This is a genomic window from Micromonospora sp. NPDC048898, from assembly GCF_043198035.1.
Classification (GTDB): Bacteria; Actinomycetota; Actinomycetes; order Mycobacteriales; family Micromonosporaceae; genus Micromonospora.
The window spans coordinates 120,812-142,535 of record NZ_JBICUF010000017.1; the positions used below are offsets into that span (position 1 = coordinate 120,812).

The window sequence follows — 21,724 nt, forward strand, 5'->3', positions numbered from 1 at the left end:
GGGCCGCGGTTTCAACGCCCTTCGCAACGGGCGCCGCCCGCCGCCCACCCCCCTCCCCCCCCCACCCCCCCCCCCCCCCCCCACCCCCGGGTGATCAGCGCTGCTGGTGCCGCGGCAACGCCGACTGACCCACCACACCACCGACGAACGGCGCCCCCGGCGTCTCCGCCGAGATCCGATCCATCGTCCGAGCCAACTGCTCACTGCCATCATCGAGATGCCGCGCCGCCGCCTGCATGTGCGACACCATCATCTCCCCGAAGATCCGCAACGCCTCCCGGGTGGCCACCGTGTCGTCGAAGCTCGACCCCGCCGCGCTGCGGTACTCCGCCACCGCCCGCTCCGCCTCCTGCTTCGCCTCCGCCTCCGCCGCGTGCAGGTAACTCTCATACTGCACCCGGGCGTACTCGGCGACCCGCCGCGCATAGTCATGCGCCTGCGCGATGATCTGCTCCGCCTCCCGCTGCGCCGCGGACAGCAGATTCACCTCCCGCGCAGCCGGGGTCTTCCCCGCCGTCCCCGTGCTCGGGATCACCCCGTGCCGGTGCAGCTCCACCCGGTCGGTCAACCGCTCGTTCTCCGCCCGCAACGTCGCGAGCTGCGTCGCCAACACATCCAACTCGTCGGCGATCTGCATCCGGAACCGGTCCACGTCGGCGTTGTCATAGCCACGACGCGCGAACGACGCCGCCCCGAACTGCCACCGCCGCACCCGATCGGCGGTCATCCGCACCTGCACCGCGCCGGACACCTGCATCCCGTCGTACCGACTGATCGGAGTCGCACTCACCTGTGGCCGCCTCCGTTCACCACTGCGGGGCCCGCCAGCTCACTCCTCGCGCTCACCTGTGCCCACCTCCCGAAATGTCACCGACGGTCGACTGCTGCACCGCCGTACGCCACGCCGGGCCATACCACTGCTCACCCAGGCCCTCGTGATGCACCTGACCCGAGTGGAAACCCGCCTGCAGCAACGCCCGCACCGCGTACGACACCATCTCGTCCGACCCGCACACGAACACGTGCCGGGAACGCCAGTCACCGTCGGCCAACGCCCGGTCCACCGCGTGCAGGAACTCCCCGGGCCGATGCACATCGGCACCCACCACATACGTCACCGTCAACCACGGGTACGACGACGCCAACTTGTCGATGGCCTCGCTGTCGTAGAGCTCACTGCGGGAACGGGCCCCCACGTACAGATCCACCCGCCGTCGCGAACCCTCCGCCGCGACCTGCTCCACCAACGCCTTCACCGGCGCCCAGCCGGTCCCCGCGACCAACAACAACAGATCACTGGAACCCGCCGCCCACAGCCCCAGCCGCTCCCCGACCGGCGCCGCCAGGTGGATCCGATCCCCGACCGCCGACCCATACACCAGCCGCGACGACACCGCCCCACCCGGTGCGGCCCGCACATGCAACTCCAACGTGCCGTCCGCCCGCGGCGCGTTCGCCGGCGAGTAGTACCGCCACGACCGCACCGACGGATGCGACACCCCGATCGACTGACCCGGCGTGAACGGCAACAGATACTGCGGACGCACCGTCAGCACCGCCACGTCGAACGCCCGCCGCTCGTGCGCCACGATCTCCGCCACCCACCACGGCGGGTTCACCGCCTCGGCGGCCTGCGCGGCCTCCGTCATCACCTGGGCCACCAACCCGTACGCGGCCGCCCAGTCCGACGCCAACTCGTCGGTCCACTGCTCGGCGAGGAAATGCTGCAACGTCGCCAACAGCGCCTCACCGACCGCCGGATAGTGCTCCGCACGGACCGCGAACTTGCGGTGGTCCGCCCCGAGATCCTGCAGGAAACCCACAAGCCGGTCCACCTGGTCCACGTTGGACACGATGTGCCCCAACGCGGTCACCAGACGGTCCCGCTGCCCCGCCATGTTCGTCGGGAACATCTGCCTCGTCTCAGGATGAGCGAGGAACAACGTCGAATAGAAATAGAGCGGCACCTGGTCACCGTGCCCGGCGACCACCGACCAGCTCTGCTTGAGTTGGGCCGCGTCCACGCTCAGGCGTCCGACCGGTCTCCGGAGGCCACCACCTGGTCCTGCACCTGCCCCAGCACCACCCGCACGTCGGCCAGGACGTCACCCGGCACACCCAACTCCGTCAGCGTCGCCAGCAGGTACTCGCCCACCTTCGCGTAGTGCTCCACCGGGATGTCCAACGGCTGGTGCGCCTCGGCCAACCCACGACCGGTGTACTCGTTCGGGCCACCCAGCACCGTGGTCAACATCAACGTCAGGTGCCGCCGCTGACCCACCATCTCCACCTCGGCGAAATAGCCCGCCAAAGCCGGGTCGGCCAACACCTTGTCATAGAACAGCTCCACAGCCGCCTTGACCGAGCTGGCACCGCCAATTCGGTCGTAGTGCGACTCGGGGGCAGCCTCTTCGGTAACCGTCACGGTCGTTCCTCCGGGGGTGAAGGGTCGATAACCGTGTCGGACCATAGCGTGTCAATCGCCTGCGGTCATTGCCGCCCTATCGCGTTCCCGACAATGGGACGAAACGCAGCGTCACCACTACCGACCGGTATCTCCACACTCGGCAACCGCAACGACACCCACCGTGTCCACAGTGGAGCGAAGTCACCCACCTCAGCCACCCACCGTCACCGACGGTCGCCAGAAAACCAACCGAAAAAAGGGCGCTCAGCCAGCCCGCCGTCGCGCCCGCCGCGCCGCCAACTCGTCACCCACCGGATCCGACCCCGACGCCACCGCGGGCTCCACCGGAGCGCTCGTCGCCGGCTCCGCCGGCAGATGCGACAACGACCCCTGGATCTCCTTGAACGCCCCACCGATGGCAATCCCGAAGACACCCTGGCCACCCTGCAACAGGTCGACCACCTCCTCCGGAGACCGGCACTCATACACCGTCGTCCCATCAGAGATCAGCGTGATCCCGGCCAGATCCTCCACACCACGCGACCGCAACGCCTCGATCGCCTTGCGGATGTTCTGCAGGGACACCCCCGCATCCAACAACCGCTTCACGACCTTCAACACCACCAGGTCCCGGAACGAGTACAACCGCTGCGTCCCCGAACCAGAGGCGTCCCGCACGCTCGGCACCACCAGCGCCGTCCGCGCCCAGTAATCCAACTGCCGGTAACTGATGCCCACCGCGTGGCAGGCCGTCACACCCCGGTAGCCGACCGAACCGTCACCGTCGACCGCCACACCTGGCGACGACGCAGCCGGCTCGTCGAACTCTCTGCCTGGCTCGGGATCCCGCGGCTCGTGCATCCGGACAACCTCCCCCGTCAGTGCGGCGACGCATCGTTTCCTTCCGACGCGCACCCCTCGACACGGCAACCCTATAGCCACCTTCAGGGGTTACCACGGAGGAACCGACACGACACGCCGCGCAGCCACCGAGAAAGATCACCAACCACGGCGGGGCATCACCCACAGTGACACCCGGGAGCAGAGCCCACGGCCCACTCAGCCCGCGAAATCCTCCGGACGCACCTGCTCCAGGAACTCGCGGAACTTCTCCACCTCGTCCTCCTGCTCATCAGGAATGACGATCCCCGCCTCACTGAGGACCTGCTCAGCACAACGAATCGGCGCACCGACACGCAACGCCAACGCGATCGAATCGCTCGGACGCGCCGACACCCGCACCCCATCGCCGAGCAACAGATCCGCGTAGAAGACGTTCTCCTTGAGCTCAGTGATCTCCACCGCCTGCAACGGCGCCTTCAACGCCGCCAACACGTCACGCAAAAGATCATGCGTCAACGGCCGGGCCGGCTTGACCCCCTGCTGCTCATAAGCGATAGCCGTGGCCTCGACCGCGCCGATCCAGATCGGCAGATAGCGGTCCCCCTCGACCTCCCTGAGCAGGACGATCGGCTGGTTGCTAGGCAACTCCACCCGAACTCCGACCACGCTCAGCTCGCGCACCGCCGCCTCCGTGTCGTCGTCACCTACGCACCGCGCCCTTTCCCTGCACGGTACACGGACCGCGACACGGCCGTCCCGTCCGCTACAGCACCACGCCCGCGCCAGAAAGGGGTTACCCCGGCAAGCCTACGGCACGCTTCCCGGAAGAGATCTTTCCGCTCAGCCACCACTCACCGGGCACCCTCACCGACCCAACGTCGAACGCAGACCCACCCGCACCAACGCCGCGTGCAACTGCTCCGACAACGCCACCAACTCACGCGCCGTCTCCGCCGCCCGAGCCCGCGCCGCCGGATCACTCTGCCGCGCCAACGGCGCCACCAACTGCGCGAACAAACCAACCTCACGGTCCGCCGCCGTCCGATAACCCCGCAGGTGCCGCGGCTCCAACCCGTACGACGCCAAACCCGCCACCGCAGACGCGATGATCAACGCATCCGTGTCATACCACCCCGGCGGATCCGACACCACCACACCGAGCCGCTCCAACTCCACCAACGTCGACTCGTCGATCCCACTACGCGCCACCAGATCCGACCGGCCGAGCCGCACCTGCGACGACTCGGCCGGCTCCACCGACTCACGACCCGGCACCGCACCATCAGGACCAACCGCCACCAACGCCGGCCGCGACCGCCCCGGCTGCTCACCAGACGAATCCCACTGGGCCAACTGCTCACGGATCACCCGCAACGGCAGGTACTTGTCCCGCTGCGCGGTCAACACGAACCGCAACCGCGCCACATCGTCCCAGCTGTACTTCCGGTAACCCGCCGCCGTCCGCTGCGGCTCGACCAAACCCTCAGCCTCAAGAAACCGCAGCTTCGAAATCGTGGTGTCCGGAAAATCCACCCGCAACTGCCCAAGCACCTCACCGATGCTCATCAGCGGCTGAGACCGAGCCGCCCCGGGTGACGTGGAGGCCGCAGGCTCGTTCACCCCCGGCCGGCCTCCTCCTCCGGGCGCGGACCGGCGATGAACACCACCCGGAACTTACCGATCTGAACCTCATCACCATTGCTCAACGTGGCCGCCTCAACCCGCTCACGATTCACGTACGTGCCATTCAGGCTACCCACGTCCCGCACCGTGAACGTCCCACCATCACGGTGGAACTCCGCGTGCCGACGCGACACCGTCACGTCATCAAGGAAGATGTCACTGTCCGGATGCCGGCCACTGGTCGTCACATCGTGGTCCAACAGGAACCGGGCACCCGCATTCGGACCTCGACGAACCACCAGCAGCGCCATACCCGGCGGCAACGAACCGGACATCCGGCTCGGCACCACATCGGTATCCGGCCCTTCCAGCACTTCGTCGAGCGAACCGAGATTGAGCGTCGAAGTGACGTCGAGCGGGGGGAACTCGTCGTCTGGCCGCGTCATGGGACCACCTCACGGATCTGTTCGGTCGGCGTCGGGTAATGGCGGGTCTGGCCGCCGGGCGCTTGTCCACCCGGCGGCTGGCTCCCCGTGCCCGGGAAGGCAATTCCGCAACGCTCAACTATTTGGGTTCTCGGTCGACTGGGCGAGCCTAGCCAGCGCCGAAATGCAGGGCAACCGGACGCGCGCAGACAGCTAACGCACCGGATCACGCACACTCAGCCTTCGGTGATCTTCTGATAAGCAGCCGCCGTCAGCAACCCGTCCGTCGCCGTCGGATCGTTCGGCGTGATCTCCACCAACCAACCCGCACCGTACGGATCAGTGTTGATCAACTCCGGTGTGTCACCCAACGCCTCGTTGCGCGCCGCAACCGTACCGGCCACCGGCGCGTAGATCTCCGACACGCTCTTGGTCGACTCGATCTCACCCAACGAATCACCGGCCGCGACCACCGCACCCGCCTCGGGCAACTGCACGTACACGATGTCACCCAGCGCGTCCTGCGCGAAGTGCGTGATACCGACCCGGATCGAACCCGTGCCGTCACCCGCCACCCACTCATGCTCGGCGGTGTATCGCAGATCCTCAGGAATCACCAGACGCGTCCTCATCCATCGGTGCCCCGGACCACCCGGGTCCGGCGCGGCCGCGCCGGTCAGGAGACCGGACGGGCGTGTTCCAACTTGATCGGCGCGTGCAGCGCCGAAACCTCGGCAACCTCACGCTCCCCAAACGTCACGTTACCGCCGACACCCCGGACCGACGCCACCACCCCACCAGGAATGTTCAACGCCGTACGCATCGTCGCCGGATCACCGATCACCGTGATCGTGAACGGCCCCGTCAACCGACGCCCCTCCACCACCAACGACCCGTTGTCCCCATCGAGGAAGTACGTCGACGCGATGATCCGCACCGTCACCCGATCACCACCGGCGATCTGCATCGCCTCCGCGCCCGCACCCCGCAACTCCTGCACCGCGTCCAACACCCGGGTCGCCGTGATCGGCTTGACACCCGCCTCGAACTGCACCGTCAACCCCGGCCCGACCGCCGGCAACGTACCCGCCAGGATGCCCAACTCGTTCGCCCGCCGCGTCGCCTCGTCCAACGCCGCCTGACGACCCTGCTCACCCGAACGCAACTGCCGCTGACTGTCCTCCAGCGCACGAATGTCCTGCTGCAGACGACTCTCCCGGGCATCCAGATCCGACAGGATCCGCACCAGGTCCTCCTGACGCGTCGCCCCCAACGTCGGATCCGTCGACGTCGTCTTCAACTGCACGACCAACGTGAAACCCAGCAACACCAACAACGCCACGATCATCACACCGGCCGTACTCCACCGGAACCGACCCGCCGCCACCGGCACCCCGGCCGGCTCGGCCAACCCGTCCGAACCCGCCACCGGCTCCCCCGACCGCGACACCGCGCTCAGGTCCACCGTCGCACCGTCGCCGTCGACCGGCTCCCCCGCGGGCTCCTCGTCCGGCCGCTCCGGCGGCTCCACGGGCTCCACCGGCGGCTCCTGCGGGGCCAACGGGCTCAGCTCATCCGGATCCGGCGCATCCGGACGCGGATCCGGCTCACCCGCCGGCCCACCCGGGCGCGTCGGCCCACCCGGCTGCGGCCACCCGGTCCCCGTGTCGCTCTGCTCGTCACTCATCGTCGTCAAACCTACGCCCGGAACAGGTGCCGACGGATCGCCGCCACATTGCCGAAGATGCGCACACCCAACACGACCACCACACCGGTGGACAACTGCCCGCCCACCCCGAGCTGGTCACCCAGATACACGATCAGACCAGCGACCAACACGTTCGAGATGAACGACACCACGAACTGCTTGTCGTCGAAGATGCGGTCCAACCTGGCCCGCACCCCACCGAACACCGCGTCCAACGCGGCCACCACCGCGATCGGCAGGTACGGCTGCAACGCCGCCGGCACCGTGGGATCAAGCCACACACCCAGCACCACACCGGCAAGCAACGCCAGCACCGCGATCATCGGCCACCTCCGGAGGGGCTAGCGGTCGTCGTCGAACCAGACGACCCGGGACTGCCGGACCGGACACCCGACGCGGAAGGGCTCGGACTGACCGACGGCTTCGCGTAGCGTAGCTGCGGCTCCGGAGCCGCCGGCAGGGTGAGGTCATCCGCCTCCCGCACACCGAACGACAACCCGGTCTTCTGCGCGACCTCCCGCATCAGATCCGCGTTCCGACTGTTCTCGAACTTGCGCCGCATCGACCCCGGCCCGATCGCCGACACCTCGTACGGCCCCATCACCGGCCGGAAATCCACCAGGATCGCGTCACCCGCCGTACGGATCGTCGACGTCGAGGTCAACCGCTGCCCGTTGATGGAAACCGCCTCCGCACCGGCACTCCACAACGCGTTCGCCACCCCCTGCAGATCGCTGTAGAGCACCCGCGACGGCCCCGCACCAGCACCCGTCACCGCGTCCGCCTTACCCGGCCCGTCCGCCAACCGCACCACCACACCGTCGCCACGCACCCGACCCAGCCCGGTGCTCGCCTCCAGGTCCCGCAGCCGCGCGGCGGTCGACCCACTCAACGCCGCGTCCCGCTGCCGACCGACCTCCTCGCGCAGCTGATCCGCTCGCGTGGACAACCGGTCGGTCTGGCCCTCCCGCTCCTTGATCTGCGCCACCAGACCGGAGCGAGCCTGACTGCGACCCGGCTCGTCCGCCACCGTCTGCCGGTACGCCACCGCGAACAGGAAACCGAGCAGCACCACCACGACCACACTGACCGACCGCGCCGGCCAGGCACGCCACCCCCGCACCGGCTCGGTGGACGCCGAACGCCGGCGGGCAGCCGCCGCATCCGCATACCCCGGATCCAGTGGATTGCGAAACAACTCGGTGAGGAAGTCCGGCGCGTACACCCGATCCGGGCGGGGTTTGCCCGGCTGCGGCGCGCTCATGCCGCCGCTCCCGGACCGCGCACCGCGCGCACCAGCCGCGCGGCCTGCACCACGTACATCCCGCCGGCCACCCAGTAGAGCACCAGCCCCCACCACGCCAACGCCCAGCCGATCGCGGCCGTCGCCGTCGCCGCCGCGGCCCACTCGCTGGCCAACAACAGCACCGGGAACGCCGCCAGCAGCAGGAACGTGGCGGTCTTACCCACGTAGTGCACCGGCGGCGGCCCATACCCGTAGCGGCGCAGCACCGCCAGCGAGCCGAGCAGCAGCAGCTCACGGGCCAGCAGCGCCGCGGTGAACTGCCACGGCACCACCTCCCGGGCGGTGAACGCGACGAGGGTGGCGAGGATGTAGAGCCGGTCGGCGAACGGGTCGAGCAACTCCCCGAGTCGGCTGACCTGGTGCAGGCGACGCGCGATCCAGCCGTCGACCCAGTCGGTGGTGCCGCCGATGGCCAGGACGACGATCGCCGCCACGTCGGCCCGCTCGACCAGGAACAGATACAGGAACAGTGGGACGCCCAGCAGCCGCACGAAGCTGATCAGGTTGGGCAGGGTGAGCACCTGGTTGCCGGGGGCCTCGTCACCGGTGTCCCGCGGTTGCTCTGCCCGAGCCGGACGCGACACCGATCCTCCTCCACGGCACGGACCCCCGGCCGACGTCGTACGCGCTGTCGGGCCGGCCAGCGCCGGCTCCCCTGCGGCCCCGGGTGGGGTCTCTTCCCTGATCCGGCCCGCGATCTCGAAGATCACGGGCCGGGCAAGTGCGTTGTCACTATATCGGGCTCGTCTCGGCTTTCCCGGCGCCGCCGCCCGTGGTCGGTGCGGCTGTTGCCGCACTGTGGTGTGGATTACCACCGCTAAAGCGTCCTAGGATACTGGATGGCCGCGCTGATGTCGGGGCGTCCGCGAGCCCTGGACATCCCGACCTTCTTGACAGCGCGTGGACCACGCGCTCAGGCCGTCTGGACCGCCGAGTCGGTCGGCTGCTCGGGCACCGACTGGGTCGCCGCGCGGCCGAACGCGACCAACGACAGCAACAGATCGTGCTGCATCCGCACCGGCATCCGATCCAGCACCGCCTGCACCGCCCGCTGCCGGCGCTCGGCCAGCTCCCCCAACAGCGTCAGCGCCGCCGGGGTCGGCACCAACCGCACCTCGCGCCGGTCCCGGGGATCGGCCGTCCGACGCAGCAGCCCGGTCGCCTCCAGCCGGTCGCAGAGGCGGCTCGCCGACGACGGCACCACGTCCAGCAGCTCCGCCAACGCGTTGACGTTGGTCTCCGGTCGACTGCTGAGCAGCGTCAACACCCGCAACTGGGTGGGCGGCACCTGGTGCCGCGACGCCGAGTCGAGCACGGCGATCAGCGTCCCGGCGGCCGCGTCGATAGCAGAGGCGAGATCCGCAGGTCGCTCCACGTGATGTCCCCTGCCGTTGTCGCGCTGGTGCCCGCCAGACGGGTTGGCAGGGACCCTCACCCGCTGCCCCGCCCACGCGGACCGTGCCAGTCCAGACACACCACGACGGCGTCGTCGCGCAGGTCGGAGTCCGCGTGGTAAGCGTGCAGCTCGCGCATTACCGTACCAACCGCCTCGGCCGCCGGCTGCAACCGTGTGGCGCGCAGCGAACGGGCCATCATCCGCTCCCCGTACGGTTCCTGACCCGGTGGCTCGGCCGCCCACACCCCGTCGCTGACCACGACGAGGCGGTCACCCGGCGCGAGTTGCAGCCCCTGCACCTCGTACCGGGTCTCGGCGAACATCCCCAACGGCAACTGCTGGTCCAGCTTGATCGGCTCCACCGTGGCCCCGCGCATCCGCAGCAGGTGCGGGGAGCCCGCGTCGACCGCCCGCACCCGACCGGTGCGCGTGTCCAGCTCCAGCAGCAGGGTGGCCACGTACCGGCGGCCCCGGTGCTGGTAGAAGACCGTGTCCGAGGCGAGCTCGGCCTGTTCCACCAGGCCGCCACCGGAGCGACGCGCGTTGCGCATCGCGTTCACCGTCACGCCGGTCAGCATCGACGCGGCCAGACCACTGCCCTCGCCGTTGAGCGCCGTCACGGTGAGACGGTCGCCGTCGAGAGACCAGTCGAAGTGGTCCCCACCCACGGTGTACGCCGGTTCCAGCTGGCCGGCCAACTGGAACGCCTCGTTGGCGACGCTGCGACCGGGCAGCAGATCCCACTGCATCTCGGCGGCCATCGTCAGTCGCTCACGGCGGCGGGCCCGCCGGTACCGGTCGGTCCCCCGGTCCGCGGCACGCATCGCGACCGCGAGCGCGGCGGCGATGTCGGTCGCCTGCCCGGTGACCGTCGGATTCGGTACGGCGGGAAGCTCGACCAACAGCACGCCCAACCGCTCCCCCCACACCGTCAACGGCAGGTAGAGCCGGCAGGGGCCCTCGCCGGCGGCGTCGCGGACCGGTTGCTGGCTGCTGAAGCACCGCTGCGCCACGGTGTGGCAGGCCAGGAACCCGGCCGCCGGCAGATCCGGGTCCAGCAGCGGCCAGAGACCACTGATCCGATAGTCGGCAACGAACACGTCGGTGCGCAGCGCGCCCAGCGTCGACCGGATCGCCTGGTCCGCCGCCTCGGCCAACTGGTCGGGCGGGGCCTCGCGCAGCGCGCGCGTCACCACCTCCGGCGGATCCACCATGGTCGTCCTCTCCAGAAGCTTGCTGCAGGGCAAGCATCATACGGACACCCCGACGCGGCGAATCCCTGCGGTCAGTCGGCACCACGGGTCGCGAGCACACCGTGGAACGCGTCGGGCACCTGCGCCGGCGGACCCGTCGGCCGCCACCGCGCGACCGGCACGATCCCGTCCACCGTCGGCGCCCAGCGGCCCAGCAGCGGCGCGAACGCCGACGGCGGGCGCATCCGGAACTGTGGCCCCATCATCGCCAACGCCTGCGGGTGACCCGCCAGCTCCTCGGTGTCGAAGTCCTCGACGAGCAGGCTGCCCGGCGCCGCGCCGGCCCACAGCTCGTCGAGGGTGTGCGTCAGCGTGGCGTCGTCGAGGAACGCGGCCAGCCCGAGAAAGACCACCCCGACCGGCCGACGGCCCCAGCCCGGCACGAAACGGTGCAGCTGCGCCGGGTCGATCGTGCCGATGTCGGTCGCGTCACCGAAGCCGTAGCCGGCCCGGTCGCTGCCGGTGAGGATGCTCTGCCCCAACCGGATGGTCACCGGGTCGACGTCGGTGTAGAGCACCGTCGCGTCGGTGGCGACCTCGTGCACGTTGCCCATCGTGGGCACCCCGGCGCCGAACACCAGGAAACCGTCCACACCGTGGGCGACCATGACCCGCACCGCCCGCCCCAGGAACGCCCGCAGCTCCCGGAACACCGGCGCGCACGGCCCGTACGCCTGCTCGAACGCGGTCGCGGCAGCCACGTCGACCGGGAAGTGGTGCTCCCCACCGAGCCAGAAGTCGATCATGCGGCCGGTGCTCGGTTGGTCCGGTTCACCCATCGACAGTCCCCCTCCCGGACCGGTGGTCGCCAGCGTACCGACCCCGACGCGCTCGGCGGTATCGCGACGCGGAGACGGTCCGGCCCGCGATACTGGCCCCGAGCGGGAGGTGGGCGGTGAACTCGGCGAACAGCGCGGCGGTGGTGGTCGGCGTGGACGGCTCGCAGCCGGCCCTGCGCGCCGTACGCCTCGCCGCCACCGAGGCGGCGCGCCGACATCGGCCCCTGCGCGTCGTGCACGGGTTCATCTGGCCGCTGCTGCACGTACCGGTCTCCCCCGCCCCGGACGCGCCGCCCGGCGGTGGACTGCGCCACCAGGCCGAGGAGCTGGTCCAGGCCGCGGTGGCCGAGGCCGAGGCGACCGTACCGGGGCTGTCGATCTCCGGTGAGATCATCGACGGTGAGGCCGCCGCGGTGCTGGTGGGCGAGTCACCGACCGCCGCGCTGATCGTGCTCGGCGACCGGGGGCTCGGCGGCTTCTCGGCGCTCGTGGTCGGCTCGGTCGCGGTGCAGGTCGCCGCGTACGCCGACTGCCCGGTGCTGGTGGCCCGCGGCGCGCAACGGCCCGACGAACCGGTGTTGGTCGCGGTGGACGGCTCGCCGGCCTCCCGGCTGGCGGCCGACTTCGCGGCCGAGACGGCCGTGTCACGCGGCGTGCCGCTGGTGGCGGTGCACGCCTACCGGCATCCGGGCAGCAGCGGCCCCGGCGACATGCAACCCCTGGTGTACGACGAGGCGACGCTGCACGCCGAGCAGGAGCGGATGCTCGCCGAGTGGTTGACCGGGCTGACCGAGCACCACCGGGAGCTGCGGTTGACCTGTCGGGCGCTCCGCGGCCGGACCGGCGCCGTGCTGGCCGAGGCGTCCGACTCCGCGCAACTGGCGGTGGTGGGTGGGCAGGGGCGCAGCGAGGTGACCGGGTTGCTGCTGGGGTCGGTGAGCCAGTCGATGCTGCACCACGCACGGTGCCCGGTCGCCGTGGTCCACGGCCCCTAGGCCCCGAGGTTGGCCGGCCGCCAGACGGGTAGACGGCCGCGGTACGCCGACGGCGACAGATGCCCAGACCCGCCGACGGCGGCGCATGTGCCCCGACCGCCGACGGCGGTAGCGGAGCCCAGACCCGACGAAGGAGGCACCAGATGCCAGGACCACGGCCGGGCAGTAACGCCTACGACAAGCAGCGGGCGCGGTTGCGCAACGCGATCGACGACTCCGGACGCCGGGTGCCCGACGGCAAGGCCAACCAGGTCGCGAACCGGATCCTCCAGGAGGATCGCGGTCAACGGGGCGTGGTGCGCGGCGACCGCACATACGGCCCCAAGAGCGAGCGCGAACCGGGCGACCCGAAGTGAGCAGGGTCGACCTTGCCGACGGTGCCATCGCTGGTGCCGTCGGCAGCACCGCGCTGAACGTGGTCAGCTTCCTCGACATGGCCCTGCGGGGACGGCCGGAGAGCGACGTCCCCGGGGAGACCGTCGACCGGCTGGCCGGGATCGCGCACGTCAGCCTGGGCTCCGACGGCCGGGCGGCGAACCGCCGCGCGGGCCTCGGGCCGCTTGTCGGCTACGGGCTGGGCATCGCCGCGGGCGTCGCGTTCGCGCTCTACGCCGGTGGTCGGCGCCAGCCACTGCCACTGGCCACCGGCCTGCTCGGCACCGGCGTGATGACCATGACCGACGGGTCGATCACCGCGCTCGGGATCAGCGATCCCCGCACGTGGCGGCGCTCCGACTGGATCTCGGACATCATTCCGCACCTCGCGTACGGGCTGACGGCCGCCGCCACCTGGAACAGGTTGCGGCGGCCGTCCGGGCGCACTCGTTAGTTAGTTAGCGGGTGTCACTGTCGTCGTCGGCCACCGGCTCACCGGCCGGGCCGTACGGCGACACCTGCCCCTTGGGCACCGGCCGGCCCTCGTCACCGCGCGACGAACCGCGGTTGAGTGGATGCCCGGTCGGCGTGGGCCCCTTGCTGTCCTGGCTGGTGGCTCCCTTGGCGTTACGCCGGAACTCCTCCTGCTGCGGGTTGACCACGGTGCGTCTCCCTCCGGTACGCAGGCGGCATCGACCGCCTCCACCGCCGGCATACCCGCCCGCCCCGGCGGCATTCCGACCCCGCTCGACGGTGCGACGGCTAGCGGGCCACGCAGTGGGTACCCCCGCGGTGTGGGCAACGATCGAACGGTGGCGCGGGTCCTGCTGGACCGGCGTGGCCGCACGTACGCCGAGGAGGCCGGCATCCAGCTCGCCGACCGCCCCCGGCCGCTCTACCAGCTGCTGGTGCTGGCCACCCTGCTGAGCACCCGGGTCCGGGCGTGCCTGGCGGTGGACGCCGCGCGGGAGCTGTTCGCCGCGGGCTACCGCACGCCGCAGGCCATGGAGGCGGCCAGTTGGCAGGACCGCGTCGACGCGTTGGGCCGGGGCCACTACCGCCGCTACGACGAGCGGACGGCCACCATGCTCGGCACCGGCGCCCGACTGTGCCTGGACCGTTGGCACGGTGACCTGCGCCGACTGCACCGGGAGGCCCAGGGCGACCCGGCCGGGCTGCGTCGACGCCTCACCGAGTTTCCCGGCATCGGCCCCACCGGCGCGGACATCTACCTCCGCGAGGCGCAGGCGGTCTGGTCGGATGTGCGCCCGTACGCCGACCGTCGGACCCTCGCCGGGGCGAAGCGGCTGGGTCTGCCGGGCTCTCCGGACGGGCTGGCCGGCCTGGTCGACGAACCGGACTTCGGCCGGCTCGCCTCGGCGCTGGTGCGGGTGGCGCTCGGCGAGGAGTCCGCCGGCGAGGTCAGCCGGGTCGCCGCCCGCTGAGGCGGCTCACTTCACCGTCTTGTCCCCCGGCCGGGTCAGGTGCCACACCAGCAACGCGGCGAGCAACGCCAGGACCACCACCCCGCCGGAGATCCCACGCCCCTCCTCGGGGCTGCGCCCGGCGCTGCCGAAGTAGATCACCGCGAGGCCGGCCAGCACCGCGACGAACGTCCGCAAACCTCGATCCCTCACGACTCGCACCGTAGGCGGACCGCATCCGCCACGGGGGTGTTCGGCACCGGTGTCCCCCGTCCGGGCGACGCGGTCAACGCTCGGCGGTGAACCCGCGCAACCGCACGCGCCGCACCGCCCGGTCGGCGACCTCCACCACCTCCAGGGTCAGCCCGGGGAGTCGGACCGTCTCCCCGGGCCCGCCGGGCAGGTGCCGCAGCCGGGCCAGCACCAACCCGGCCACCGTGGTGTAGTCCCGGGACAGCGGGAAGCTCAACCGCACCCCCAGGTCGGGCAGGTCGTGCAGGGGGAAGTCACCGGGCACCAGCAGGGACCCGTCCTCCTCCCAGACCACCCCGTGCACGTCCCGGTCGGTCTCGTCGTACAACTCGCCGACCACCTCGGCCAGCAGGTCCTCCATGGTGACCATGCCGTCGATCCCGCCGTGCTCGTCGACCACCAGCGCCAACTGCTGATGCTCCTGGCGGAGCTGCCGCATCGCGTCGGCGACCGGAAGGGTCACCGGCAGCAGCACCGGCGAGCGCACCCGCTGCCCCACCGGTGCCGTGCCGGCGCGCACCAGGTCACGGATGTGCACCACCCCGAGCACCTCGTCCAGGCCGCCGGGGCCGGTGACCGGAGCGCGGGACCGTCCGGCGGCGGCGAGGCGGCGGACCCCCTCGTCGGCGCTCAGGGTGGCCGGCAGCGTCGTCACCTCCCGGCGGGCCACCAGGATCTCCCGCAACGTCCGGCCGGCGATGTCGAACGCGCCGGTGAGGATCTCCCGCTGTTGCGCCGACAGGCCGCGCTGGCTGGCCAACATCTCCCGCAGCTCGTCCTCGGTCATCTCCGCGCGGTTGGCCCCCGGGTCGCCGCCGGCCAGCCGTACCACCGCGTCGGTGGCCCGACTGAGCAACCACACCGCCGGCCGGGACACCCGGGCGAGCAGGTCCAGCGGTCCGGCGCTGAGCAGCGCCCAACGCTCCGCCCGCTGCATCGCCAGTCGTTTCGGGGCCAACTCGCCGAGCACCAGCGTGACGAACGTCAGCAGCACGGTCACCAGCAGCACCGCGGCGGGACGGGCCACGCCGCCGAGGAAGCCCAACGGCCCGACCAACGGCCCGGCCAGCGACACCGCGGCCGCCGCCGAGGCGAGGAAACCGGCCAGGGTGATGCCGAGCTGGATGGTCGCCAGGTAACGGTTGGGATCGCGGGACAGTCGCACCAACCGGTCACCGGCACCACCACGCCGACCCAGCCGCCGCAACTGCCCCTCGCGCAGCGTCACCAACGCCATCTCGCTGCCGGAGAGCGCGGCGTTGACAAGCACCAGCACCGCCACCAGTGCCAACTGCACGAGCTGACCGCCCATCGCGCACCCCCGTCCGCCGCCTCAGGTCACTCAACCGCAGCGGGGCCCGCTCCGGGTCCGGTTCACGTCCGCGCCACCGCTCAGTCGACCTCCAGGTCGTCCAGCGAGATGGCATGGGTCATCAACCAGCGGGCCAGCGCCGACATACCGAACAGCCACAGCGGCACGGATTCGGTGGGGCCGTTGGTGGCGTAGATGGCGAACCGCAGATCCGGCGCGCGGTACGCCTCGATCCGCCACCGGTGCTGCCGGTCCCGCCAGACCGCCGAAGGGTCCATGGCGTCACCGTAGGTGACCACCACCGACCTCGGGGCCGGTTGGGCCGGCACCGCGGCTCAGCCCGGCACCACCGCCGGCCCGAGCAGCCTGCGGGCGGTGAACACCAGCATGGTGAGGCCGATGCCAGCGAACACCAGCCAGCCGAGGCCACGCCAGCCCGAGCCGCGGTCGGCAGCCGGGGCTGGTGGTGGTCTCCACAGCTCACGGTACGACCAGGCCAGCACTCCCAGCCCGAACGGCAGCAGCCCGATCCAGAACCAGAACCACCGGGTGCCTACCAGCGGTGGCGCGCCACCGATCAGCCGACCCAGCCACAGCAGGGGCAGCACGACGGCGAGCAGTTGGGCGGCGCCCGCGATCCGGTGCGCGGGGGCACCGGCCGTGCCCCACGGGTCCGCGACAGCGGCGAGCCGCGCGTCCGGCCTGCCGTCGACCGACGAATCCGGACCGGCCGGATACGACTGGGCAGCGGGCGGGCCGACCATGGCATAGCGGGTCTGCCCGTTCGGCACGGTCCAGACGAGCATCCAGCCGTGAGCCGAGGACCGCGGGTCCGGCCGACTGCCCCAGTACGCGCCGTTGTCGGCCCAGCCATCGGCCCGCTGGAAGGTCACCACCCGGCCACCCGCCAGATCCCGGTCGAGCTGGGCCTCCGTCGACTCGCGGGGCTCCACCCACCAGGCCAGAGCGGCCCACAGCACCCACAGCAGCGCCAGCCCCCACCGCAGCGCCACCGGGACGACGACACGCCACCTGCCACCGGCGGGTCGCGACCGGGGCGGGGACGGCTCGGCCATCAGCCCACCATCGCATCCGGGCGCACCCGTGTCAGCCCCGGAGGGCGAGCGCTCAGGTGACGACGATCCGGGCGTCGTCGGGCAGTCGGCGGGTCGCGCCGCGCCGGTCCAGCAACTCCAGCAGCGGCACCGCGACCCGCCGGGTGGTGTCCAACGCCTGCCTCGCCGCGGAGAGGGTGAACGGCTGCGGCAGCCCGGCCAGCACCCGGACCGCGTCGTCGAGCACGTCGGGCAGCAGCACCACGTTGTCGGCCAACCGCAGCAGGGCACCGGCCCGCACCGCGGCGCCGATCTCCCGGGGGCCCAGGCCGAGGTCGACGAGGTGGTCCGCCTCCGGAGCCCGGAACGGGCGGTCACCGTACTCTTCGCGGACCCGCCGCACGGCCCGCGCCACCGGCTCGGGCAACCCGTCGGCGGCGCCGGCCGCCCCGACCCGACCGGCGTGCACGCGCAGCGGCGGCCGGACCAGCGCCTCGACCAGCACCCGGTCGGGCAGGGCGAGGCGCTGGCGCAACGCGTCCACCGGCATCCCCGGCTCCAACGGGTGCTCCCGCGCGTAGCGCGCGACCTCCTCGGTGACCTGGTCGCCGAGGAGCCGCCAGTGCTCGGGGTCGGCCAGCCAGTCACCGGCCACCGGCGCGACGTGCACCGGCACGCCCATCCGCAGCAGCGCGCCGGAGCGGACCAGTCGGCGGCGGCGCAGCTCACCGGCCAGGTCCGGTCGACCGTCCAGCTCGGCGAGGACCTGCGCGCGGGCCACCGCGGCCCCTCGGCGGGCCAACGGCGGTGGCGCCACGTCCAGCACCCGCACCCCGCCGGCGACGTGGTGCCGGCCCGGGTCGCGCAGCAGCGCCCGGTCGCCCACCAGCAGCGGCAGCGGGCGGGCCAGGCGCAGCCGTACGGTGTCCGCACCGAGCGGTCGGACCCGGACCGGCACCGCCGCCGACCCGACGTGCAGGGTGAGGGTGGCCGGCAGGTCGGCGGCCGGGTCGCCGGTGAGTCGGACGTCGACCAGGTCGGTGTGCTGGAACCGGCCCGGGGTGAGCAGCGCGTCACCGCGGCCGAGCTGGTCACGGGGCGTACCGCGCAGGTTGACCGCCACCCGGGCCACCGCGGCGGTCTCCGGGCGGGCCTCGCCGAGAGAGTGCAGGCCACGGACCCGGACCGGTTCGTCGGTGCCGGCCAGCTCCAGCGTGTCGCCCACCCGCAGCCGACCGGCGCCGAGGGTGCCGGTGACGACGGTGCCGCTGCCCCGCACGGTGAAGCTGCGGTCGACCCAGAGCCGGACCGGGGCGTCCAGCATCGGCGGCGGCAGGCGGGCGGCGAGCTGGTCCAGGGCGGCCCGCAGCTGCGGCAGACCCGCGCCGGTCCGTCCGCTGACCGCGACCGCCCGCACCGCGCCGAGACTCGTCGCGCCGATCTCGGCGCGGGCACGGGCCGTCGCCGGCCCCGGATCGGCCAGGTCCGCCCGGGTCACCACCAGCAGGCCGTACGCGACACCGAGCGCGTCGAGCGCGGCCAGGTGCTCGGCCGACTGGGGCATCCAGCCCTCGTCGGCGGCCACCACGATCAGCGCCGCCGGGACCGGGCCGACACCGGCGAGCATGTTCGGCACGAACCGTTCGTGCCCGGGTACGTCGACGAAGGCGACGGTGCGCCCGGACGGCAGCGTCGTCCAGGCGAAGCCCAGGTCGATGGTCATGCCCCGGCGGCGTTCCTCGGCCCACCTGTCGGGTTCCATCCCGGTCAACGCCCGGACCAGTGTCGACTTGCCGTGGTCGACGTGCCCGGCGGTGGCGACGACGAACACGCTCAGTCATCCCCGGGTACGCGCAGCACTGCCGCGCGGACCGCGTCGTCGGCGTCGGCGGGCACACACCGCAGGTCGAGCAGGAGGCGGCCGCGCACCACCCGGCCGAGGACCGGTTGGTCTCCGGTGCGCAGCGGCGCCGCGTACCGCTCGGGCAGGCTCAGCGCCCACGAGTCCACCTCGACACCCGGGGCGCCGCCCCCGCCGACCACCGCGACGGCCGGCACCACCTCCGCCTTGCGGCCGTCCGCGCCGAGCCGGTCGCGCAGCCGCTCCACCCGTTCGCGCAGGGCACCCGGGTCGGCGTGCAGGGCCGCCCGGGTGGGGGTGTCCGCCTGGTGCAGGGTGGCGGCCAGCGCGGCCAGGGTGAGCTTGTCCACCCGCAACGCCCGGGCCAGCGGGTGGCGGCGCAGTCGGTCGACAAGCGCGACGTCGCCGAGCAGCAGCCCCGCCTGCGGGCCGCCGAGCAGCTTGTCGCCGCTGGCGGTGACAAGCGCGGCGCCGGCGCGCAGCGTGCTCGTCGCGTCCGGTTCGTCGGGCAGCAGCGGATCCGCGGTGAGCAGACCGGAGCCGATGTCGGCGACCACGGGCACGCCGAGGGTGGTCAGGTCACGCACACCGGTGGCGGACGTGAAGCCGGTGATCCGAAAGTTCGACGGGTGGACCTTGAGCACGAAGCCGGTCTGCGGGCCGAGCGCGGCGGCGTAGTCCGCGAGCGTGGTGCGGTTGGTGGTGCCCACCTCCCGCAGTCGCGCACCGGTGCTCTCCAACAGGTCGGGCAGGCGGAAGCCGTCGCCGATCTCGACCAGCTCGCCCCGGCTGACCACGATCTCCCGGCCGGCGGCCAGCGCGGTGGCGGCCAGCACCAGCGCGGCGGCGCCGTTGTTGACCACGTGCACGGCACCCGCGTCGGGCACGGCGGCGGCCAGGGCGTCGAGCGCGTCGCGGCCCCGGCGGGCCCGCCGGCCGGTGTTCAGGTCCAACTCGACGTCGGTGTGCCCGGCGGCGGCCACCACCGCGGCGACCGCGGCCGGCGACAGTGCCGCCCGACCCAGGTTGGTGTGCAGCACGACGCCCGTGGCGTTGAGCACCACACGGGGGCCGGGCGCGGGCAACGCGGCGACCGCCGCGTCGCGTACCTCGTCGGGGTTGATCTCGCCGCGACGGGCCCGGTCCTGCGCGCGCACGACCACCGCCTTGACCTGGTCGCGGCCCAACGTCGCGGCGGCCGCGGCCAACAGCGGGTCGGCGAGCAGCGTGTCGGTGCGCGGCACCCGACGTCGCGGGTCCACCGGCCCGTCGCCCATCGCGTCATCTCCTGCAGCGGTTTGGCGGAGACGGACGGGAATCGAACCCGCCTGGCCCGGGTCCCGGACCACTCCGGTTTTGAAGACCGGGAGGGGCACCAGCCTCCTGAACGCCTCCACCGGACATTCGATCACACCGCCGGCGGGCCCGCCCGATCAGCTGGAAGATCCATGCGGGCCCGCCGGGCGTCGACCCGCGCACGCTGCGGCACCACCGTGTACCGCGGATCGCGGGCGGAGGCGACACCGCCGTAGAAGATCCCGAACCGGGTCAGCACCGACGCGGCCAGCAGCGCGGTCCCGGAGAGCGCCCCGACCAACCGGCTGCGCCGGCCCAGCAGAGCGCCCGCAACCCCGCCTGCGGTCAGCAGCCGCCCGGCGCGCAGCAACCGACCCGGCCAGCCCTGCCGGTAGGGCTCGCTGAGCAGGCCGAGGCGGGTCTCCACCCGGTGCGCGCCGTACAACTCCAGGGCCGCGCCGGCCACCGCCATCCGCCGGGCCGGCCCCGCCTGCGCCGGCGGCGCGGCGAGCAGACCCACGCCCGCGCCGCTGGCCAGGGCGCTGCCCGCGAAGATGACAGGCAACTCGGGGTACGCCTCATGCCACGACGGCACCGCCGTGTCAGCCAGCAACACCCCGGTGTACGTGGCCAGCGCCGGCGCGGTGCCGGCGGCGAGCAGCCCAGCGGCGTGCCCGATCGGCGGCAACACCCGGGCGGCCAGCCCGAGCGGGCCGTGGCGGGGCAGCACACCGGCCGCCTCGGCGATCGCGGCGACCCCCGCCGCCGGCCCGTACGCGGTGAGGATCCAGGTGCCCATCGACATCGGTGAGGTCGGCTTGGCCACCCGCAGCATGTGGTGGAACCGCGCCGGCCGGCCCAGGTCCCTGATCAGGAAGACGGCGCTGGCGCTGACGGCGACCAGCGCGGTGACCCGACCGGCACGCCGCAACGCCGGCCGCCCAGTGAGCTGCCCACCCGCGGCGAGCAGCGACGAGCCGGCGGCCAACCCACCGGTGAACAGGTACGCCGCGATGTCCCACTTCCAGACCGGCGCCTTGAGGATCGGCCGACCGTAGTACGACGTGAACTCCGCCTCCGGCACCCGCAGTTCCTCGCCGCCGCCCCCGCGCCGCCCGCCCCGCCGGCCGGACGCTTCGGCGCTTCGGCGCACCGTCACCTCGCCCCGGCGGCTGCCGACGGCACCGTCACCGCTGCCGGTGCCCGTGTCGCTCGGGTGGTCGCCGCCGCTCGCGGCCACGGCACTGTTTCCGCCGCTGGGGCGCTCGTCGCTCACCTCTGGTCGGGGGGCGCCCCCCGCCGCGGCCCCCCCCCCCCCCCCCCCCCCGCGGGCCCCCCCCCGGGGCGGCGGGGGCATAGTGGACCAACCCCGAACAGTGCGGCAGCCGCCCCCCCCCAGCGCGCGGCAGCCAGG

The 21,724-nt window shown here is 72.3% G+C and carries 27 protein-coding genes and 1 tRNA gene; 4 read left to right on the top strand and 24 right to left on the bottom strand.

Annotated elements, in window-relative coordinates; translation table 11 throughout:
• Window positions 1-94: 94 nt before the first annotated feature.
• The 15 genes from ACGFIQ_RS30905 to ACGFIQ_RS30975 all read right to left on the bottom strand — a co-directional run bounded on the left by ACGFIQ_RS30905 (window position 95) and on the right by ACGFIQ_RS30975 (window position 11,740).
• Complete coding sequence (locus ACGFIQ_RS30905; RefSeq protein ID WP_393249016.1) at window positions 95-790, bottom strand: cell division protein DivIVA; 696 nt, start codon at window positions 788-790, stop codon at window positions 95-97.
• A gap of 52 nt (window positions 791-842) precedes the next feature.
• Window positions 843-2,024, bottom strand: a complete 1,182-nt coding sequence (locus ACGFIQ_RS30910; protein WP_393249017.1) for a globin domain-containing protein — start codon at window positions 2,022-2,024, stop codon at window positions 843-845.
• A 2-nt stretch (window positions 2,025-2,026) separates the two neighbouring features.
• On the bottom strand, window positions 2,027-2,425 hold the full coding sequence (locus ACGFIQ_RS30915) for a group 1 truncated hemoglobin (protein WP_393249018.1): 399 nt from the start codon (window positions 2,423-2,425) through the stop codon (window positions 2,027-2,029).
• Between the two features lie 246 nt (window positions 2,426-2,671).
• Entirely contained in the window at window positions 2,672-3,268 is a 597-nt protein-coding gene (locus ACGFIQ_RS30920) for a MerR family transcriptional regulator (protein WP_393249019.1), read from the bottom strand.
• A gap of 198 nt (window positions 3,269-3,466) precedes the next feature.
• Entirely contained in the window at window positions 3,467-3,931 is a 465-nt protein-coding gene (locus ACGFIQ_RS30925) for a bifunctional nuclease family protein (protein ID WP_130401049.1), read from the bottom strand.
• Between the two features lie 183 nt (window positions 3,932-4,114).
• Window positions 4,115-4,816, bottom strand: a complete 702-nt coding sequence (locus ACGFIQ_RS30930) for a MerR family transcriptional regulator (protein ID WP_393249020.1) — start codon at window positions 4,814-4,816, stop codon at window positions 4,115-4,117.
• Between the two features lie 50 nt (window positions 4,817-4,866).
• Window positions 4,867-5,319, bottom strand: a complete 453-nt coding sequence (locus ACGFIQ_RS30935) for an FHA domain-containing protein (RefSeq protein ID WP_007071101.1) — start codon at window positions 5,317-5,319, stop codon at window positions 4,867-4,869.
• A 215-nt stretch (window positions 5,320-5,534) separates the two neighbouring features.
• Complete coding sequence (gcvH, locus tag ACGFIQ_RS30940; RefSeq protein WP_393249021.1) at window positions 5,535-5,915, bottom strand: glycine cleavage system protein GcvH; 381 nt, start codon at window positions 5,913-5,915, stop codon at window positions 5,535-5,537.
• Window positions 5,916-5,974: 59 nt separating this feature from the next.
• Window positions 5,975-6,985 carry a DUF881 domain-containing protein gene (locus ACGFIQ_RS30945; RefSeq protein ID WP_393249022.1) on the bottom strand — a complete coding sequence of 337 codons (1,011 nt, stop codon included), beginning with the start codon at window positions 6,983-6,985 and terminating at the stop codon, window positions 5,975-5,977.
• A gap of 11 nt (window positions 6,986-6,996) precedes the next feature.
• Window positions 6,997-7,329, bottom strand: a complete 333-nt coding sequence (locus ACGFIQ_RS30950; RefSeq protein WP_030327710.1) for a small basic family protein — start codon at window positions 7,327-7,329, stop codon at window positions 6,997-6,999.
• Window positions 7,326-8,270: a DUF881 domain-containing protein gene (locus ACGFIQ_RS30955; RefSeq protein WP_357067571.1), complete on the bottom strand. Its 945-nt coding sequence runs from the start codon at window positions 8,268-8,270 to the stop codon at window positions 7,326-7,328. Before ACGFIQ_RS30955 ends, ACGFIQ_RS30950 begins: the two co-directional genes overlap by 4 nt.
• The gene (locus tag ACGFIQ_RS30960; protein WP_393249023.1) at window positions 8,267-8,896 is read right to left on the bottom strand and encodes a CDP-alcohol phosphatidyltransferase family protein; all 630 of its coding nucleotides are present in this window, start codon (window positions 8,894-8,896) and stop codon (window positions 8,267-8,269) included. Before ACGFIQ_RS30960 ends, ACGFIQ_RS30955 begins: the two co-directional genes overlap by 4 nt.
• A 329-nt stretch (window positions 8,897-9,225) precedes the next feature.
• On the bottom strand, window positions 9,226-9,687 hold the full coding sequence (locus tag ACGFIQ_RS30965; protein WP_393249024.1) for a MarR family transcriptional regulator: 462 nt from the start codon (window positions 9,685-9,687) through the stop codon (window positions 9,226-9,228).
• Between the two features lie 56 nt (window positions 9,688-9,743).
• Complete coding sequence (locus ACGFIQ_RS30970; RefSeq protein ID WP_393249025.1) at window positions 9,744-10,922, bottom strand: PP2C family protein-serine/threonine phosphatase; 1,179 nt, start codon at window positions 10,920-10,922, stop codon at window positions 9,744-9,746.
• Between the two features lie 71 nt (window positions 10,923-10,993).
• The gene (locus ACGFIQ_RS30975; protein WP_393249026.1) at window positions 10,994-11,740 is read right to left on the bottom strand and encodes an SAM-dependent methyltransferase; all 747 of its coding nucleotides are present in this window, start codon (window positions 11,738-11,740) and stop codon (window positions 10,994-10,996) included.
• 116 nt (window positions 11,741-11,856) lie between these two features.
• On the opposite strand from ACGFIQ_RS30975, the gene ACGFIQ_RS30980 reads away from it, so the two are divergent.
• The 3 genes from ACGFIQ_RS30980 (at window position 11,857) to ACGFIQ_RS30990 (ending at window position 13,564) form a co-directional block, all read left to right on the top strand.
• The gene (locus ACGFIQ_RS30980) at window positions 11,857-12,735 is read left to right on the top strand and encodes a universal stress protein (protein ID WP_393249027.1); all 879 of its coding nucleotides are present in this window, start codon (window positions 11,857-11,859) and stop codon (window positions 12,733-12,735) included.
• A 143-nt stretch (window positions 12,736-12,878) separates the two neighbouring features.
• Window positions 12,879-13,091, top strand: coding sequence for a phosphatidylethanolamine-binding protein (locus ACGFIQ_RS30985; RefSeq protein WP_088989541.1), 213 nt, complete (start codon window positions 12,879-12,881; stop codon window positions 13,089-13,091).
• Window positions 13,088-13,564, top strand: a complete 477-nt coding sequence (locus ACGFIQ_RS30990; RefSeq protein ID WP_393249028.1) for a hypothetical protein — start codon at window positions 13,088-13,090, stop codon at window positions 13,562-13,564. Before ACGFIQ_RS30985 ends, ACGFIQ_RS30990 begins: the two co-directional genes overlap by 4 nt.
• A 4-nt stretch (window positions 13,565-13,568) precedes the next feature.
• Here ACGFIQ_RS30990 and ACGFIQ_RS30995 read toward each other — a convergent pair whose 3' ends face one another.
• On the bottom strand, window positions 13,569-13,772 hold the full coding sequence (locus tag ACGFIQ_RS30995) for a hypothetical protein (protein WP_393249029.1): 204 nt from the start codon (window positions 13,770-13,772) through the stop codon (window positions 13,569-13,571).
• A 132-nt stretch (window positions 13,773-13,904) separates the two neighbouring features.
• On the opposite strand from ACGFIQ_RS30995, the gene ACGFIQ_RS31000 reads away from it, so the two are divergent.
• Window positions 13,905-14,555: a hypothetical protein gene (locus tag ACGFIQ_RS31000; protein ID WP_393249030.1), complete on the top strand. Its 651-nt coding sequence runs from the start codon at window positions 13,905-13,907 to the stop codon at window positions 14,553-14,555.
• A gap of 6 nt (window positions 14,556-14,561) precedes the next feature.
• Here the strand turns inward: ACGFIQ_RS31000 and ACGFIQ_RS31005 are convergent, their stop codons facing one another.
• The 8 genes from ACGFIQ_RS31005 to nrfD all read right to left on the bottom strand — a co-directional run bounded on the left by ACGFIQ_RS31005 (window position 14,562) and on the right by nrfD (window position 21,400).
• Window positions 14,562-14,747: a hypothetical protein gene (locus ACGFIQ_RS31005; RefSeq protein ID WP_393249043.1), complete on the bottom strand. Its 186-nt coding sequence runs from the start codon at window positions 14,745-14,747 to the stop codon at window positions 14,562-14,564.
• Between the two features lie 73 nt (window positions 14,748-14,820).
• Entirely contained in the window at window positions 14,821-16,098 is a 1,278-nt protein-coding gene (locus ACGFIQ_RS31010) for a hemolysin family protein (RefSeq protein WP_393249031.1), read from the bottom strand.
• 80 nt (window positions 16,099-16,178) lie between these two features.
• A complete protein-coding gene (locus ACGFIQ_RS31015; RefSeq protein ID WP_030327722.1) occupies window positions 16,179-16,376 on the bottom strand; it encodes a hypothetical protein in 198 nt (65 codons plus the stop codon).
• 57 nt (window positions 16,377-16,433) lie between these two features.
• Window positions 16,434-17,174, bottom strand: coding sequence for a hypothetical protein (locus tag ACGFIQ_RS31020; RefSeq protein ID WP_393249032.1), 741 nt, complete (start codon window positions 17,172-17,174; stop codon window positions 16,434-16,436).
• A gap of 52 nt (window positions 17,175-17,226) precedes the next feature.
• The gene (gene selB / locus ACGFIQ_RS31025) at window positions 17,227-18,984 is read right to left on the bottom strand and encodes a selenocysteine-specific translation elongation factor (RefSeq protein ID WP_393249033.1); all 1,758 of its coding nucleotides are present in this window, start codon (window positions 18,982-18,984) and stop codon (window positions 17,227-17,229) included.
• Between the two features lie 2 nt (window positions 18,985-18,986).
• Complete coding sequence (gene selA, locus ACGFIQ_RS31030) at window positions 18,987-20,291, bottom strand: L-seryl-tRNA(Sec) selenium transferase (protein WP_393249034.1); 1,305 nt, start codon at window positions 20,289-20,291, stop codon at window positions 18,987-18,989.
• 22 nt (window positions 20,292-20,313) lie between these two features.
• Window positions 20,314-20,409 (bottom strand) — tRNA-Sec (locus tag ACGFIQ_RS31035).
• 13 nt (window positions 20,410-20,422) lie between these two features.
• Window positions 20,423-21,400 (bottom strand): NrfD/PsrC family molybdoenzyme membrane anchor subunit, encoded by a 978-nt coding sequence (gene nrfD, locus ACGFIQ_RS31040; RefSeq protein ID WP_393249042.1) that lies wholly within the window; start codon window positions 21,398-21,400, stop codon window positions 20,423-20,425.
• Between the last annotated feature and the right edge of the window lie 324 nt (window positions 21,401-21,724).

Coding starts and splice junctions, on each gene's coding strand:
- ACGFIQ_RS30920 (WP_393249019.1), bottom strand. CDS start 3,268: ATGCACGAGCCGCGGGATCCCGAGCCAGGCAGAGAGTTCGACGAGCCG.
- ACGFIQ_RS30930 (WP_393249020.1), bottom strand. CDS start 4,816: ATGAGCATCGGTGAGGTGCTTGGGCAGTTGCGGGTGGATTTTCCGGAC.
- ACGFIQ_RS30935 (WP_007071101.1), bottom strand. CDS start 5,319: ATGACGCGGCCAGACGACGAGTTCCCCCCGCTCGACGTCACTTCGACG.
- ACGFIQ_RS30945 (WP_393249022.1), bottom strand. CDS start 6,985: ATGAGTGACGAGCAGAGCGACACGGGGACCGGGTGGCCGCAGCCGGGT.
- ACGFIQ_RS30950 (WP_030327710.1), bottom strand. CDS start 7,329: ATGATCGCGGTGCTGGCGTTGCTTGCCGGTGTGGTGCTGGGTGTGTGG.
- ACGFIQ_RS30955 (WP_357067571.1), bottom strand. CDS start 8,270: ATGAGCGCGCCGCAGCCGGGCAAACCCCGCCCGGATCGGGTGTACGCG.
- ACGFIQ_RS30970 (WP_393249025.1), bottom strand. CDS start 10,922: ATGGTGGATCCGCCGGAGGTGGTGACGCGCGCGCTGCGCGAGGCCCCG.
- ACGFIQ_RS30975 (WP_393249026.1), bottom strand. CDS start 11,740: ATGGGTGAACCGGACCAACCGAGCACCGGCCGCATGATCGACTTCTGG.
- ACGFIQ_RS30985 (WP_088989541.1), top strand. CDS start 12,879: ATGCCAGGACCACGGCCGGGCAGTAACGCCTACGACAAGCAGCGGGCG.
- ACGFIQ_RS31010 (WP_393249031.1), bottom strand. CDS start 16,098: ATGGGCGGTCAGCTCGTGCAGTTGGCACTGGTGGCGGTGCTGGTGCTT.
- ACGFIQ_RS31015 (WP_030327722.1), bottom strand. CDS start 16,376: ATGGACCCTTCGGCGGTCTGGCGGGACCGGCAGCACCGGTGGCGGATC.
- ACGFIQ_RS31020 (WP_393249032.1), bottom strand. CDS start 17,174: ATGGCCGAGCCGTCCCCGCCCCGGTCGCGACCCGCCGGTGGCAGGTGG.
- selA (WP_393249034.1), bottom strand. CDS start 20,291: ATGGGCGACGGGCCGGTGGACCCGCGACGTCGGGTGCCGCGCACCGAC.